Source organism: Rhodococcus jostii NBRC 16295 (assembly GCF_001894825.1).
GTDB lineage: Bacteria > Actinomycetota > Actinomycetes > Mycobacteriales > Mycobacteriaceae > Rhodococcus_F > Rhodococcus_F jostii.
Map to the genome: position 1 here is coordinate 44,495 of NZ_BCWY01000002.1, position 15,676 is coordinate 60,170.

The following is a 15,676-nucleotide window of genomic DNA, read 5'->3' on the forward strand; positions in this document are numbered from 1 at the left end:
TGATGGTCGAACGAGAGAGAGGGAAGAGTCTGGGGGTCAGCGTGATTCACAGGCGCGAATCCGCCATGGCGGTGTGCGCGGGATAGATCATGGCCGGAGGCGGGTTGCTGTTGCGCCGCGCGAGCGGGTAGTAGATGGCGCCGGTGAAGACGATGCCGACGATCCACGAGATGTCCGCGCCGCCCAGCATGTCCGTGACCGGTCCCGTGTAGAGCTTCTGGGCGAGGAACGGGATCTGCGCGAGAACACCGACGGTGTAACAGATCATCGCCGTCTTGTTCCAGCGACCGTAGCGGGCCTCCGGGTCGTACAGCGCCGGGATGTCCACGCGCTCCTTGGAGATGAGGTAGTAGTCGATCAGGTTGATGGCACTCCACGGGGTGAACACCATCAGCAGCACGAGGACGAAGTTCTTGAAATTGTTGAGGAAGTCGGCGCTGGCGCCGATCGCGATCAGCATCGACACGGCGACGAACCCGATGATGTACAGGGTGCGGGCCCGCGACGAGATGCGGGACTGCCCGTTGAACGCCGTCACCGTGGTGAGGATCGACATGAATCCGCCGTAGGCGTTGAGGCAGTTGATCGTGAGCTTCCCGACCAGGATCACCAGGTAGATCATCAGGGCGATCACCGCCGGTCCGGCGAGGCCGCCGATCCACCCGACCTGGTCGCTGAGGAACGCGTCGCCGGCGACGGCGGCGACGAGTGCACCGAAGGTCATCGACCACTGCGAGCCGATCACGCTGCCCGCGAACGTCGACCAGAAGGTCGTCCGCTCGCTCGTCGAGCGCGGCAGGTAGCGGGAGTAGTCCGCGACGTACGGGCCGAACGTGAGCTGCCAGCCGGCACCGAGCGAGATCGCGAGGAGGAACGTGACGATGTCGAAGCCCTTGATTCCGACGAACGAGGCCACGTCGTACTCGGCGAACAACCGGATCGCGAGGTAGGTGAAGCCGAGGATGCCGACGACGGTCGCGATCTTGCCGACGACGTGGATCAGCTTGTATCCCGTCACCGCGACGAATGCGGTCATCGCGCCGAAGATCAGGATTCCGACGGTCGGGTTGTCGATGTGGAGGATCTCGTTCACGGCCTGACCTGCGAGTACGCTGCCGGTCGCGGCGAACCCGAGGTACATCAGGACGACGAGAACCAACGGGAGCACGGCACCCAGAACACCGAACTGCGCTCGGCTCGAAATCATCTGCGGCAGTCCGAGGCGAGGTCCCTGAGCGGAGTGCAGCGCCATCACGGCGCCGCCGAAGAGATTGCCGATCAGCAGGCCCACGATGGCCCACAGCGCGTCGGCGCCGAAGACGACCGCGAGGGCGCCGTCGACGATCGCGGTGATCTGCATGTTGGCGCCGAACCAGAGCGTGAACTGGCTGCGCGGAGATCCGTGGCGCTCGTCGTCCGGGACGACGTCGATGGTGCGTCGTTCCGGCGCGAGGCTGATCTCGGGAGGTCCCTCGTGTGTCATAGGCCTGATGTCTCTCTGTGACGAGTCCGGCAGCTGGTCGGTCCCGGGTGCTCTGTCCCATGTCCTGAATCCAGTGTGCTCTGACTCACGTTTTTTATCGCCTTAGATGTATAGTCCTGTATAGACAACCCCCTGTCAAGCGTTCTCCACGGACCCAGCCGAGAGGCGTGCCGGCCCGCCACTGCACCAGTCGGGAGTGTCGATGCTTCCGACGGAAGGTACTGACATGAGAGTAATTTCGACGTCCTCACACTCGCTCGAGGGCGATGAACAGCCGTTTTCCGATCAGGACGCGCGTCAGCGTTTCCGAGACCTCTACCTCCGCACCGCCGGTCATCCCTCCGCGGACGACGCAGATCCGGAGGCCCGCGAGCGCATCGCGAACACCCATCTGCAGTCCGGGCGGCACCGGATCCCCGGGGCCGCGGTGGTGCGCGGCATCGACGCCGCAGACCCCAGCGGGATCGGGCCCGCCGTGCAGATCGTCACCGACGACATGGCCCTGCTCGTCGAATCGGTGCTCCTGACCGCCGCCAAGGTCGGCGCCCCGATCGACGAGGTTCTGCATCCGGTGCTCGTCGCCCGCCGCTCGGAATCGGGCGACCTCACCGACCTCCTGCCCGCCGCCGACTCGGGCACGACGGAGTCCTGGATCCACGTCGGACTGCGGTCCGACACCGCGGACACCGTCGTCGCGGCACTCGTCGAGGCGTTGGATTCCGTCCTCGCCGACGTGCGCCGGGTGGACGTGGATCTGGCGCGCATGCGTGAACTCCAGATCCAGGTCGCCGATCACCTCGACGCGCAGTCGGGGCAGGACCCGCTGTCCGAAGAACTCCGGGAAGCCGCCGATTTCCTGCGCTGGTGCGAGGCGGGCAACTTCACCGTCCTCGGTTACGCGCGATACGGCGACGACGGCGCACCCCGGGAAAGTCTCGGCGTACTCCACGACCGGGAGGGCGATCGACCGCCGGCCACGGAATCCGGACCCGTCCTCGCGATCGGGCAGGCCGCCCTACCGGTATCGGTGCACCGCTCGTCGTATCCGTCGGTGATCGGAGTGCGGGCCGGAGGCGTCGAGCACCGCTTCGTCGGCGCATTCACCCCCGCGGGCAGGCACGAGAACGTCCTGGACATTCCGGGTGCGGGACGCCGGGTGCGGGCCCTGCTCGACCGGGCCGGCTTCGACCTCGGCTCATTCTCAGGGCAGGCCGTGCTGCAGGTCGTGCAGGCGTTGCCGCTGACCGAGTTGTTCGCGGCGAGCCCCGACTCGCTGCATTCGGCCCTCACCGAGGTTGCGGGCATCACCGCGCGCGAGCACATTCATCTGTTCCTGCGCGCGGACGCGGTCGGCGACAGCATGTCGGCGCTGGTGTTCATTCCCCGCGACCGGTACAACACCCGCACCCGTCTGGCGGCTCAGCAGGTGCTCCTGGACGAACTGGGCGGCACCGCCGTCGAATACACCACCAATGTGTCCGAGTACCCGCTGGCCATGGTGCACTTCACGATGCGGGTCCCGGCGGGCACCGAGGTGACCGACGCGCGTCGCCTGGACATTCAGCAGCGGATCTCCCGAGCCTGCCGGACGTGGGAAGACCGGTTCCGCGGCCATTCCGTCGCGGTCGAACGCAAGCTCCTCGCGCACTACGCGGACCAGTTCCCCGAGGGGTACCGGCACGACTTCGATGCCCGGCGCGCCCATGCGGATCTGGCGGTGTTCGAGAGGCTGGCGGACGGCGCGAGCGAAACACGGCTCGAGGCGAACGAGGCCGACTGGCGCTTCACCCTCTTCGTCGGCGGCGCCCCGGCCTCCCTCAGCGACGTTCTGCCGATCTTGCAGAGTCTCGGTGTCGCGGTGCTCGACGAACGCCCGTACACGGTCGCGAACAGTCGCGGAACGGTCTGCTGGATGTACGAATTCGGGATTCGCTATGCGGCGTCGGGAGCGGTGGACGACGGGCTGCCACGACGTTTCACCGAGACGTTCGCCGCGGCGTGGGAGTCGCGGGCCGAGACGGACACCTTCAACGAACTGGTGCTCCGTGCGGGCCTGGACTGGCGTGAGGTGGAGGTGCTGCGGGCATACGGACGCTACCTCCGGCAGGGCGGATTCCCGTACAGCCAGAACCACATCGCGACCGTCCTCGGTGATCATCCCGCCATCTCGCAGGAACTGATCCGGCTGTTCGCTGCGAGGTTCGACCCGGACGGCACGGCGGAGTGCGACGAGGTGATCGCCGCGCTGGAAACGGCGATCGGCGACGTGCTCGGCCTCGACGCCGACCGCATCCTGCGCGCGTACCTGAACGTGGTCCTCGCGACGTTGCGCACGAACCGCTACGTGAACCGGGGCAGCGAACGCGACATCCTGTCGTTCAAGTTCGATCCGCAGCGGATCCCGGAACTGCCGCAGCCGCGACCGCGGTTCGAGATCTACGTCTACTCACCGTGGGTCGAGGGCGTGCACATGCGCTTCGGCGCCGTGGCGCGGGGAGGCCTGCGGTGGTCCGACCGCAAGGAGGACTTCCGCACCGAAGTGCTCGGTCTGGTGAAGGCGCAGGCGGTGAAGAACTCGGTGATCGTGCCCGTCGGCGCGAAGGGCGGGTTCGTCGTCGCACGTCCGCCCGCCCCCACCGGCGACCCGCAGCGGGATCGGGACGCGCAGCGCGCCGAGGGAGTGCGCTGCTACCGCAGCTTCATCAGCGGACTGCTGGACGTCACCGACAACGTCGATCTCGCGAGCGGAACCGTGATCCCGGCGCCGCGGGTGGTGCGGCACGACGGCGACGACACGTACCTCGTCGTCGCCGCCGACAAGGGCACGGCGACGTTCTCCGACATCGCGAACGACGTTGCCGCACACTACGGATTCTGGCTCGGTGACGCCTTCGCGTCGGGCGGATCCGTCGGCTACGACCACAAGGCGCTCGGCATCACCGCCAAGGGTGCGTGGGAGAGCGTGAAGCGGCACTTCCGGGAACTGGGTGTCGACACCCAGTCGGAGGAGTTCACGGCCGTCGGGGTCGGCGACATGAGCGGCGACGTGTTCGGCAACGGCATGCTCGCGAGCCCGCACATCCGGCTCGTCGCCGCGTTCGACCACCGGCACGTATTCCTCGATCCGAATCCCGACGCCGCCACATCGTTCGCGGAGCGGGAACGGCTCTTCGCGATGCCGAGGTCGTCGTGGGCGGACTACGCACCCGGCCTGATCAGCGCCGGCGGCGGTGTGTGGGAGAGGTCGAGGAAGAGCGTGCCGATCAGTGCGGAGGCGCGCCGCGCGCTCGGACTGAGCACCGGGACCATCGAACTGTCCCCGCCCGACCTGGTCCGCGCGATCCTGCGGGCGCCGGTCGACCTGCTGTGGAACGGCGGGATCGGAACGTACGTGAAGTCGGGCACCGAAACCCACCTGGACGTAGGAGACAAGGGCAACGACGGCGTCCGCGTCGACGGCGCCGACCTCCGCGCCCGCGTGGTCGGTGAGGGCGGCAACCTCGGCTTCACCCAACTGGGCCGCATCGAGTTCTCTCGAGCCGGCGGGCGCATCAACACCGACGCTCTCGACAACTCCGCCGGCGTCGACTGCTCCGACCACGAGGTCAACATCAAGGTCCTGCTCGACGCCCTGGTCAGCGGTGGCCGCCTCGCCGCGGACGATCGCGCGGAACTGCTCGCCGACATGTCCGGGGAGGTGGCGGCACTCGTGCTCGCCGACAACGTCGCCCAGAACGACGTCCTGGGCACGGCCCGCGCCGACGCCGCCACGTCGATCACGGTGCATGGGCGGCTCATCGCGCACCTCGAAGGTCGCCACGGGGTGGACCGGACTATCGAGGTCCTGCCGTCCCGGAAGGAGATCGCGACCCGGGAACGCTCCGAGACCGGACTCAGCTCGCCCGAACTCGCGACGCTGATGGCGCACGTCAAGCTGGCACTGAAGTCGGATCTCCTGTCCTGCGACCTGCCCGACAGCCCCGCCTTCGCGGACGCCCTCGCCGGGTACTTCCCGCGCAGGCTCCGGGAATCGTTCGGCGACGCCATCGGCGACCATCCGCTGCGCCGGGAGATCGTCGCGACGGTCCTCACCAACGACGTCGTCGACAACGGCGGCATCACCTACGCCTTCCGGCTGGGGGAGGAGGCCGGCGCGAGCAGCGCCGACGCGGTGCGGGCGTTCGCGGTGGTCTCGGCGGTGTTCGACCTGCCGTCCCTCTGGGACGACATCCGGGACGCCGGGCTCGACGCCGCCCTGTCGGACGAACTGACGTTGTTCACCCGCCGGCTGCTCGACCGGGCGTCGCGGTGGATGCTGACCCGGCGGCCCCAGCCGCTCGCGGTCGGGGCGGAGATCAGCCGATTCCGTGACCGCGTCGCGGACCTGACACCGCACGTCGCGGGCTGGCTCTGCGGCGAGGACGCGGAGAATCTCCGGAGCCGCACCGCCGCGCTGGTTGCCGGCGGTGTCCCCGCGGACCTGGCCGGACGCGTGCAACTGCTCCTGGATCGGTTCGCGCTGCTGGACATCGTCGAGATCGCCGACGTCACCCAGCGCGATCCCCGCGAGGTGGCGCGGGTGTACTACCGGCTCGGGGAGTGCCTCGGGTTGGTGCACCTCCTGGTGGGGGTCTCGCAGCTGGGCCGGGGAACCCGGTGGAACGCGCTGGCCCGGTTGTCGTTGCGCGACGAGCTGTACGACACAGTCCGGGCACTGTGCCTCGACGTGATCGCCGGCAGTGAAGCCGTCGACACCGCAGAGCAGAAGATCGGGGAGTGGGAAGACCGCAATGCGGCCCGGCTGGCGCGGGCACGTCACACGCTCGACGCCGTCACGGAATCGGGCGAGCACGACCTGGCTGCCCTCTCCGTCGCAACCCGGCAATTGCGCAGCATGGTGAGGTGACATCGCGCGCACTGCGCGATTACGGCTTACCCGTGCAGTCGGCCGATAGACTGCAACGGCCGACTGCACGGGAAGTTCATCGGTGTCGCAGAGGAATGGTGCCAGTGGTGGAGATCGCAGTAGTCGACGCGGAGCTTGCTGCGTTGTACAACGGACCGGGGACGGAGTCTGCCCCGGCGTACGAACGCGTCAAGCACCTGATCGTGTCGCAGATCAACGCCGGCCGCTGGCAGGAAGGCGACCAGCTGCCCTCCGAGAATCAGCTGGTGAACGCGCTGGGTCTGTCCCGGATGACCATCAACCGCGCGCTGCGCGAACTCAGCGCCGAGGGTCTCGTGGTGCGTCTGATGGGTGTGGGCACGTTCGTGGCGGCCACGAAGACGGCGTCGCCGCTGTTCGAGGTCAAGAACATCGCGGACGAGATCCAGCAGCGCGGACACCGCCACCGAACCGAAGTGGTGTACGTGCGTGAGGAAGACGCCGATCCGGCGAACGCCTTCATTCGGGATTCCATCCGCGGCAAGGTGTTCCACTCCCTGATGATCCACTACGAGGACGACACACCCATCCAGCTCGAAGACCGGTTCGTCAATCCCGCCGAGGCCCCCGGGTATCTCGATCAGGATTTCACCCAGCAGACGCCCAATCATTATCTGAGCGTGGAAGCTCCGTTGACGAGGGGCGAGCACGTCGTCGAAGCGATCCTCGCCTCACCCGAGGAATGCCGGCTCCTCCACATCGAGCGCGCCGAACCGTGCCTGATGATCCGGCGTCGCACGTGGTCGTCGCGGGGACTCGTCAGCGCCGCCCGGCTCGTCCATCCCGGTTCGCGGAATCGTCTCGAGGGGACGTTCGGGACGGGCTGACCTGTTCCCTGAAGAGCGGGATCGAGGGCTTCCCTCTCCTACATCTGAGGCACTGCAGCTCAGACTTGACCATGCCGCGCGATCAACGAGACAGGACAGGGGTGGCCTGCTGGCGCTCAGTTGTCGACTTGCGGAGTCCGCGCCGTGGATGTGCCCGGGCGGGCCTTGTGGAGGTCGCATTCGCTCCTTTTGCCATAACGTGGCTTGCATGTGCACGATCTCGCGCTAAGCGAAATCGGCCGGCGGCGGGCTCGCTCGAGAGTGTGCGATGCCGCGGATTTCGGTTCCACTAGTTGCCACGACGAGCCGTGAAGGGAAAGGTTCGCCTTGGTGGCCGCGCGATCGCGCACTTCGAGTCGCCAAGGCACGTGCCAGTCCGCCCGAGAGGAAGTCCACATGCAGTCGGAAGCCATGCCGGATGTGGTCAACACGGCAGAACTCGCGGTCGCGGCGGCGGGCACCGAGGTCCAACGGTTGGCACGGGCGCTGTTGAGGCACACCTCCGAGATCGCCGCCGACGTGACGAAAAGCGTGGTCGAGGCGGTGCCCGAGGTGGCCCCCCTTGGTATTCCTGATTCCCTCGCAGCTTTGGGGGAGAGCACCGAGCACAATATTGGAGCGATTCTCTCGATGTTCGCATTCGACGCGGTGCCGACCGCGATCGAGCCGCCGGCGGCGACTCTTCGGACCCTCCAGGGCACGATCTCGGCAGGAGGTGACCTGGCTACGGTGTTGCGAGCCTTCCGTGCCGGGCACGCGGCGGTCTGGGAGCGTTGGTCCACGTACGTTCAGCGGGAGACCGAGTCTGCGCTGGTCCCGAGTGTTCTCGGATACTCGTCGAAGCGGCTCTTCGCCTATATCGACGGTGCCTGCGAACAACTCGTGACTCGGCACCGGGAGCTCTACCCGAACCGCGGTGATCAGCAGGCAGGACCGCGAACGCGTCAGGCCGCGTTGGCTGCCCTTCTCGATGGCTCGGCGGCCGACGAGCGTGCTGCCGCCGACGAGCTCGCATACGACGTCCACGGCTACCATGTGGCGCTCGTACTAGCTCCGGCCGCGGCGTCAGCGAACGTTCGTGAGGCGCTCGGTGACCTGGTCGCCGCAGCCAGTCCGGTCCGCACGTTCACGCACACGAGCGGGGACGGTCGGTGGTTCGTGTGGCTCGGGTGGGATGTGACGCCGACGCCCCAGGTGCTGCGCGCTGTCGCCACCGTCGCAACCGACGGCGTCGTCGTCGGGATGGGGGCCGCTGCTTCAGGGATTCAGGGGTTCCGGCGATCTCATGCGCAGGCATTGGAGACCCTCCGGACGGTGCAACTGCGTCCCACCCCCCTGACGGGGGTTACACAGCACTGCGAGATCGAGTTGGCCGCCGTCCTCGTCGCCGGAAACGCCGATCGGTCGCGTCGCTACGCCGCCGAGCACCTCGGGCTCCTCGGCGCGCGCGACGAGTCGACCGCCAGGCTCCGCGAGACGCTTCGCGTGTTCTTTGCGACCGGAGGCAGCCAGAAGCAGACGGCCGCACGGCTGTCCGTGCACGCCAAGACCGTCGCCTATCGGCTCGCGCGAACCGAGGAACTGCTCGGTCACCCGGTTGATCGGCATCGCACCGAGGTCGAGGTGGCGCTGCTGATTGACCACGCGCTGGCTGGCCCATAGGGACAAAGATTGTTATCCCGTTGAGCGTAAGGCGCGGGTCCGTGCCCGCTTGAGCGAGCCGGCACGCCGCTGCGACGCCAACGTGCGAGCGGTCTCTTAGCTCGGCGAGTGATTGTCGACGGCGGAGCGCGTGTGAAGGATGGAGTGGGCCCCGTCACACGGACGAGGCCCGGCCGGTATGGCGCTTCCGCCGTCGCCGGCGACACGATCCCGAACCAACCGAGGAGACCCATGGCGTCCACCGTCACGTCGACCGAGCACTTCGTCCGCCACACTCTCCGGCCGGAGGCCGTGGCGCGAGAGTCGTTCCTCTACAACGTCAAACTGCCCGATCAAGGACTGGCCGGCCTCGTCTACACCTGGGTCGACGCGCAGAGCGTCGCGGGCTGTGCCGCGTGGATCTACGGCGGAAACCCCGATGGATCGGCCATCTTCGAGATTGCCGACGGTATCCCGGTCCCAGCCGACCAGGGGTTCGACGCGTGGACGGTCGGTCCGCTGTCCGCCTCGATGCAGCCCAGCAATGTGGGGACGGCGGTCAGCTTCGCGGGCGATCGGATCGACGTCGAGATCGAATTCCATCCGATGCACGAGCGGTACCTCTACTCCGAGGCCCCGAGCGGATGCCCGTCGTATTTTGCTGACGACCGTATGGAGCAGAGCGGTCGGGTATCCGGCCGGCTTCGAATCGACGATCGGTCGATCCCGTTCGAGGCACTCGGCCACCACGACCATTCGTGGGGAACGCGGGACTGGGGCGCCGTGCAGCACTACAAGTGGCTCGAAAGCCAAGCGGAGGACACGGCGGTCCACGTCTTCGATCTTCAGGCTTATGGCGAGCGGCACCTCGCCGGTTACGTGTACCGCGACGGCGTCCGGTCCGAAGTCCAGTCCGCAGATTGGGAGGTCACCTACGACGAACGCTGGGTCCAGCAAACGGTGGAGCTGCGCGTCGTCGACGAGACGGGTCATAAGACGACGGTGACCGGCCAGACGTTCTCTGACATCGCGTTCCCCGTAGATCCGAACGCGACTCTTGTCGAAGCGATGGTCCGAGGGGAGGTCGGCGGTCGACCGGGCACCGCCTACCTCGACTTCCTCTGGCCGCCCGACTACATCGCGCACATCACCGCCAAGTAATCCGGGGCGTCGTGGCGACGCCCTGACCCTCCCCGCGGCGCCGTTGCCGCGGCACGAACCAAAGGACCACACCATGGCTGTGCTCAACCACTTGGATGAGACCGCGACCAGGACAACCCTGACGCATTGGTTGTCGACAAAGCTCGACGGCGCGTCGAACATCGAGATCCCGGCGATCTCGATCCCAGCCGCGGCCGGAATGTCGATGACCACCATCTTGTTCTCGGTCAGCTACGACGCGGAGGGGAGCCGCCGCGAGCTCGATCTTGTGGCCCGAGTCACCCCCGCCGCCCCCGGGATCTTCCGGGAGCCCGACCTGGCGGCAGAATTCGCGCTACTCACGGCAGTTGCCGAGCACACCGCGGTCCCGGTGCCCCGGGTTCGCTGGCTCGAAGACGATCCGGCGCTGCTGGGTGGCCCGTTCCTTGTGATGGACCGCGTCGATGGTCGGGTCCCGGGCGACGATCCGCCATTCGTTTCCGAGGGCTGGGTTGTGGATCTCCCGCCTGCTGACCGAGGACGCCTCTTCGACAACGCGCTGGGCGCACTGGCCGAGCTCCACGACGCCGACCCAAAAGTCCTCGGGGTCGAGTTCTTGCACAACAGTGAGCTCCGCGAGCCCGGGATCGCGCACCAGCTCGCCGAGTGGCGCCAGTTCTACGACTGGACGGCAGAGTCCGGGCGGATCGCCAACATCGAGGCGGCATACGAGTGGCTCGAGGAGCACCGTCCCGACGACGATGAGCTGGTGCTTTGTTGGGGCGACGCCCGGCTGGGGAACATCATCTTCGGCGCTGACCACTCCGTAGCGGCGGTCCTCGATTGGGAAATGGCGACCATCGCCAGCCCTCAGCTGGACCTCGGGTGGTTCGTTCTTTTCGTGCGGTACTACTCGGAAGGCATCGGGGTTCCGCTGCTGAAAGGGCTTCCGACCCGCGACGCCGTGATCGCGCGGTATCGCGAGCTCACGGGCCGCAGTGCGGCAGATGTCGACTACTACGAACGATTCGCCGCCTACCGCCTCGCGATCATCATGGCTCGGATCGGCCGTCTGATGATTTCGGGCGGAGCCCTGCCCGAAGACAGCGCGATGCCGGCGAACAACCCTGCCAGCCAGGTCCTGGCGCGTTTGTTCGACCTTCCAGCCCCCGAAGGTGCGGAGGCCAACTACATCGGCCACCGCTGAGCGGGCGCCACACGTGGACCAGCACGATGATGCCCGTCACCGGTTTCCGGTGACGCTGCCGCAGTCGGTTCGACGGCGATGCACACTGCATCCGGTGCTCGGCGAACGTCGGCGACAACCACAGCCGCCAGCCATGCGACCGCACAAACACCCCCGAAGGATTGTCTCCGGCAGGCTCCGGCCATAAAGGGTGGCGTGAACCACGGCTACCACAAGGTGAGTGGCAGACCCGCTGCCTCAGCGTCGCGAATCCCGGACTCGATGCCGTCGGCGTCGTCGTGGTTCGCCACACCGGAGCGAATGGCGGCGGCGATGGCGCGGGTGCGGCCGGCAGGTTCGTGGACATCGGCCGGGGGTTGGCGAGATTCCGTCGGCCGCAAGTGTATTCGGTGCGGGTGACGACGTCGGTGCCCCGGCGAAAATGGTGTGGGATTGGGACCGCCGGCGAAGTCGCACTGGTGGCACAGCACCGCGTCGTCGGAACCGGACCACCCCAGCCGCGGAATCACCCCATGTTGGAGTTGGGAGGCGAACAGGTGCGCGGGCACGGCGCCCCGCCGCGAGGGCCCGGGCAGGCTCGCGGCCCGGAAGGGCCCATGTCCTGTGGATGACGCTCACCGGCCACGGACCCATACTCACCACCGCAGCGCCGGTTCCCTCTCCGGCCCAGTGCCGCGGTGGTTGACCGACGTCGCCGCTGGTCTTCCCGGTTCACAGGTACTCAACGGGCATACATTCGGATGAGGAACTGCGGCGCGCCGCCGCGGAGGTCGTCGATCGCTGCCGAGATCGCCGCGGGGTCCTCCGGTGGTCCGGAGGCGAAGCCGCCGATGTCGTCGTCCAGCACGCTGCCCGGTGGATACCGAACAACAGGCTCAGGGCTGCATGTCCTTCGTCTGCAGGGCGGGCCAGGTGAGGCGGCCCGCGTGGATGTCGGCGATCGTCGACGCGATCCAGGCGAGTTCGCTGCGCGCGGCATGGAGGGCGTAATCCGCTTCGACGACGAACAACGCGGGCACCCCGTCGTCGAGCGCGCGGGCGAGACGTTCTCGGTCGGATTCGATTCTCGCGGTGAGTCGTTCGGCGCGTTCGGTCAGCGCGTCGACCGCACCCTCCCGTCCCAGCGCGCCGAGGTAGCTGATCGCCGCGAAGAACGGTGAGAACTCTCGTGCGGCACTGCGGATCTGGACGTCGAGACGGTGCGCGAGTTCCGAGCGGCCGGTGTCGGTGAGGGCGTAGACGGTGCGGGCCGGCCGCCCTTCCCGTTGCGCACGTTCGTGTTCCTCGATCCAGCCGGCCGCCGCGAGAGCCGCGACGACATTGTTCAGTGAACCCCGATTGAGCGGCCACTGTCCCTCCTCGCTGCGGTCGCGCAGCGTGACCTCCAGCTGGTACGGGTGCATCGGCGATTCGAGGAGCAGGCCGAGCACCGGCAGGACGAGCGGATTGTCGAGAACGCGCGCCGGCATAGTCGAAATATATCAGTCTAAATAAACTATGACGAACTTCGTGGTTCGGGCGTCACGACCTCGCCTTTGTCACGATTGGGTCACGGCCCGCTACGGTGGATCGTTGACCACGACGCCGATCATGAAAGAACAAATTCTTGTTACAGAGTGAATCGAAGTTCAGGGCTTATCGTCTCCACGCCGTCGCGCTCCTCGTGGGCGTCCTCTCCGTGGGGGTGGTGGCCTACCGAGAGTTCGATGCGGCGACGGGCTACCTGATGGATCTCTCCGTCTTCCGCGACGCCGGGCACGCCTTCCTCAGTGGCCTGCCGCTCTACTCCGCGGACTTCCCGAGCAGTTCCGGATTCAGATTCATCTACGCACCCTTCGCGGCGATCCTCTTCGCTCCGATGGCGGAGATCGACCCCGCGGTCCTGCAGGCGTTGTGGTGCGCCCTCAACCTCGGGCTCGTGTGGTGGATGCTGAAGGTCGCGCTGTCGAAACTCGACGTCGGACGCCCCGAACTCCTCGCTCTGCTGTCGATGGGGCCGGTGCTGCTCCTCGAACCGATGCGCTCGAACTTCGACTTCGGTCAGATCAACATCATCCTCATGGCGCTCGTGGTCGCCGACTGCACCGGTGTGATCCCGCAACGGTTCCGCGGAATCACGATCGGCCTCGCCGCGGCCGTCAAGATCACTCCCGCAGCGTTTCTGCTGATCCTGCTCGTCCGCCGCGACTTCCGGTCGATCGGACGGTCGCTCACCACGATCCTGGTCACCGTCGGTCTCGGCTTCTGGCTGCTGCCGCAGTCGTCCGTGTGGTTCTGGACCACCGAGTTCTTCGCCACCGGCCGCGCGGGTGCGCCCGACTTCTTCCGCAACCAGGCCGTCACCGGCGTCATCGCCCGGCTCGGGGCGGAAGGTCGGCTGGCCAGCGTCCTGTGGGTCCTCAGCGCGGCCGTCATCGGCTCCGCCGCGGCCTGGGCGGCGTACCGGTTCACCCGCTCGGGTGAGCATCTGATCGCGCTGTCGATCGTGGCCCTGGCATCCCTGCTCGCCGCTCCGTTCGCCGTCACCCACCACTGGGCGTACAGCATCCTGCTGGTCCCGATCCTGATCGCCCCGCAGTACCGCAGCTGGCGACCGCTGATCGGCGCCGCGACCGTGATCTTCCTGATCGGCCCGAACTTCGTCCTGCAGTCCTCGTCGTCCGGCTGGGTGGAGGCGGCCGTCCGCGAGGTGATCGGCAGCTCGCAGTGCCTCATCGCGCTGGTCCTGCTCGGAGCGGCCGTGGTGGCCGCCCGGTCCCGCACCCCGCTCCCGGACGCGGCGACGGACGACGTGCCCGCGGACGCAGATGCACTGGAGCCCGCCCGCAGCTGAGGCTCAGCGTTACCGACAGCGGGCGAATGTACCTTTGAGCGCCTCAGGTGCGCCGAAGGGTACATTCGCCCGGCGCCGAGGAGCCGCGCGGTGGCCGGGACGGCGCTATCGTCGAGTCATGTGCCGAAACATCACCGAGCTGCGCGGACTCGAACCGGCGGCCACCGCGGAGGAGATCGAAGCGGCGGCGCGTCAGTACGTCCGGAAGGTCAGCGGAATCCAGAAGCTGTCGGACGTCAACCGTGAGCCCTTCGAGGAAGCGGTCGCCGTGGTCACCGAGGCCACCACGAAGCTGCTCGCGGCACTGCCGTCGCGGAAGCAGCCGCCGCAGACGGTGCCCCCGCTGCGACGACCGGAGGTCCGGGCGCGCATCGCGGCGAAGGCCGCGTCATCCAGCTGAGCGCGGCGAAGGCCGCGTCATCCAGCTGAGCGCGGCGAAGGCCGCGTCATCCAGCTGAGCGCGGCGAAGGCCGCCACTTCCTAGGACGAGAGGGACGCTCGTTGCGCTCGATCGAACGAGCGTAACGTTCGTTCGGGTGGTGTCGGGATCGGCCGGTGTGCTCTACGCTACGGATGGTGGATGTCGTGCACTCGCTGGATCCGCTTTCCGATGTCGCCGTGTCGTCGGCTGCGGTGTCTTCGGACTGGGACGAGATCCGGACCTGGTCGGACCAGGTGTACATGCCCTACCGTGTGCGGTCCACGGGGCGACTCCTGCAGCCGCGTTCGAGCATGTACTCGGCGCCCATCGGCGAGATCACCCTGACGCGGTTCCGGTACGGGGTCCCGGTCACCGTCGACGACTTCTCCGCCGACGCCGGCAACATCCTGGTTCTGACGACGATCCGTGGTCGTGCCCGGCACCGGGTCGGTTCGGCGGAGGTCGAGGTCGACTCCGGTGGCACCTTTCTGGTGGACTGCAGCCGGATCGAGCACTACGTCGATTTCGACGAGTCGGATCTGCAGCTGAATTTGACGGTGCCGCACCGCCTGGTCGCCGACGTCGCCGATCGGTGGTTCGGATACCTGCCCGACGACCGCCTGTGGCAACACAAGTGCGTGATCAGCGCCGGGCAGCAGTCTGCGTGGAATGCGCTTCTCGCGTATGCGGTGCGCTCGGTGGCCGCCGATCCCGACCGGATCGCCCACGGCCGCCCGGGCATTCACCTTCAGGAGCTGCTTCTCGGTCACCTGTTCACCGAGTGGGCTGCGGCGGCGGGGATCGCACTCGACGGCGGCGGGAGCGACGTGGCCCCCGGATACGTCGGGCGCGCAGAGCACTACATGCGTGACCATGCCGCAGAACTGCCGACGGTCACCGAGGTCGCCGCGGCGGTGGGGGTGAGTGTGCGGGCGCTGTCGGGGGCGTTCCGTCGCTACCGGGAGACCACACCGAACCGCTTCCTCACCGAGGTGCGGTTGCAGCGTATCCACGACGAACTCACGGCCGCGGCGCCCGACTGCACCGTGTCGTCCGTCGCCGCGCGCTGGGGTTACGTCAACATGGGCGTGTTCGCCGCGGCCTACCGGCGCCGGTTCGGGGAGAACCCGTCCCGTGCGCTCGGCCGCACCCGTCGGCGGTAGTGCCGAAATCCGACAG

11 protein-coding genes are annotated in these 15,676 nt (G+C 67.6%); 8 read left to right on the forward strand and 3 right to left on the reverse strand.

Translation table 11 applies throughout. The annotated features are described in order from the left end of the window. Window positions 1-46: 46 nt before the first annotated feature. The gene (locus RJ1_RS01705) at window positions 47-1,483 is read right to left on the reverse strand and encodes a purine-cytosine permease family protein (protein ID WP_073358167.1); all 1,437 of its coding nucleotides are present in this window, start codon (window positions 1,481-1,483) and stop codon (window positions 47-49) included. A gap of 226 nt (window positions 1,484-1,709) precedes the next feature. On the opposite strand from RJ1_RS01705, the gene RJ1_RS01710 reads away from it, so the two are divergent. From RJ1_RS01710 to RJ1_RS01730, 5 genes are all read left to right on the forward strand, one after another. Beyond that, window positions 1,710-6,389, forward strand: coding sequence for an NAD-glutamate dehydrogenase (locus tag RJ1_RS01710; protein WP_073358168.1), 4,680 nt, complete (start codon window positions 1,710-1,712; stop codon window positions 6,387-6,389). A gap of 95 nt (window positions 6,390-6,484) precedes the next feature. Next, window positions 6,485-7,255: a histidine utilization transcriptional repressor HutC gene (gene hutC, locus RJ1_RS01715; RefSeq protein ID WP_073358169.1), complete on the forward strand. Its 771-nt coding sequence runs from the start codon at window positions 6,485-6,487 to the stop codon at window positions 7,253-7,255. Between the two features lie 396 nt (window positions 7,256-7,651). After that, window positions 7,652-8,917 (forward strand): helix-turn-helix domain-containing protein, encoded by a 1,266-nt coding sequence (locus RJ1_RS01720; protein WP_073358170.1) that lies wholly within the window; start codon window positions 7,652-7,654, stop codon window positions 8,915-8,917. A gap of 231 nt (window positions 8,918-9,148) precedes the next feature. Continuing rightward, a complete protein-coding gene (locus RJ1_RS01725; RefSeq protein WP_073358171.1) occupies window positions 9,149-10,057 on the forward strand; it encodes a DUF7064 domain-containing protein in 909 nt (302 codons plus the stop codon). Between the two features lie 73 nt (window positions 10,058-10,130). Continuing rightward, a complete protein-coding gene (locus RJ1_RS01730) occupies window positions 10,131-11,243 on the forward strand; it encodes a phosphotransferase family protein (protein ID WP_073358172.1) in 1,113 nt (370 codons plus the stop codon). A 721-nt stretch (window positions 11,244-11,964) separates the two neighbouring features. On the opposite strand, the gene RJ1_RS47480 is transcribed toward RJ1_RS01730, so the two are convergent. Both RJ1_RS47480 and RJ1_RS01740 read right to left on the reverse strand, forming a co-directional pair. Continuing rightward, entirely contained in the window at window positions 11,965-12,090 is a 126-nt protein-coding gene (locus RJ1_RS47480; RefSeq protein WP_255284864.1) for a hypothetical protein, read from the reverse strand. Window positions 12,091-12,118: 28 nt separating this feature from the next. Next, complete coding sequence (locus RJ1_RS01740; RefSeq protein WP_073358173.1) at window positions 12,119-12,712, reverse strand: PadR family transcriptional regulator; 594 nt, start codon at window positions 12,710-12,712, stop codon at window positions 12,119-12,121. Window positions 12,713-12,849: 137 nt separating this feature from the next. On the opposite strand from RJ1_RS01740, the gene RJ1_RS01745 reads away from it, so the two are divergent. From RJ1_RS01745 to RJ1_RS01755, 3 genes are all read left to right on the forward strand, one after another. After that, complete coding sequence (locus RJ1_RS01745) at window positions 12,850-14,076, forward strand: glycosyltransferase family 87 protein (protein ID WP_073358174.1); 1,227 nt, start codon at window positions 12,850-12,852, stop codon at window positions 14,074-14,076. Window positions 14,077-14,194: 118 nt separating this feature from the next. Continuing rightward, complete coding sequence (locus RJ1_RS01750; RefSeq protein ID WP_073358175.1) at window positions 14,195-14,476, forward strand: DUF2277 domain-containing protein; 282 nt, start codon at window positions 14,195-14,197, stop codon at window positions 14,474-14,476. Between the two features lie 173 nt (window positions 14,477-14,649). Then, the gene (locus RJ1_RS01755; RefSeq protein ID WP_073358176.1) at window positions 14,650-15,660 is read left to right on the forward strand and encodes an AraC family transcriptional regulator; all 1,011 of its coding nucleotides are present in this window, start codon (window positions 14,650-14,652) and stop codon (window positions 15,658-15,660) included. Window positions 15,661-15,676 lie beyond the last annotated feature (16 nt).

What these genes read in the sequence shown, in the direction of transcription:
- RJ1_RS01705 (WP_073358167.1), bottom strand. Translation starts at nt 1,483, where the DNA reads ATGACACACGAGGGACCTCCCGAGATCAGCCTCGCGCCGGAACGACGC.
- RJ1_RS01720 (WP_073358170.1), top strand. Translation starts at nt 7,652, where the DNA reads ATGCAGTCGGAAGCCATGCCGGATGTGGTCAACACGGCAGAACTCGCG.
- RJ1_RS01750 (WP_073358175.1), top strand. Translation starts at nt 14,195, where the DNA reads ATGTGCCGAAACATCACCGAGCTGCGCGGACTCGAACCGGCGGCCACC.
- RJ1_RS01740 (WP_073358173.1), bottom strand. Translation starts at nt 12,712, where the DNA reads ATGCCGGCGCGCGTTCTCGACAATCCGCTCGTCCTGCCGGTGCTCGGC.
- RJ1_RS01725 (WP_073358171.1), top strand. Translation starts at nt 9,149, where the DNA reads ATGGCGTCCACCGTCACGTCGACCGAGCACTTCGTCCGCCACACTCTC.
- hutC (WP_073358169.1), top strand. Translation starts at nt 6,485, where the DNA reads ATGGTGCCAGTGGTGGAGATCGCAGTAGTCGACGCGGAGCTTGCTGCG.
- RJ1_RS01710 (WP_073358168.1), top strand. Translation starts at nt 1,710, where the DNA reads ATGAGAGTAATTTCGACGTCCTCACACTCGCTCGAGGGCGATGAACAG.
- RJ1_RS01755 (WP_073358176.1), top strand. Translation starts at nt 14,650, where the DNA reads ATGGTGGATGTCGTGCACTCGCTGGATCCGCTTTCCGATGTCGCCGTG.
- RJ1_RS01730 (WP_073358172.1), top strand. Translation starts at nt 10,131, where the DNA reads ATGGCTGTGCTCAACCACTTGGATGAGACCGCGACCAGGACAACCCTG.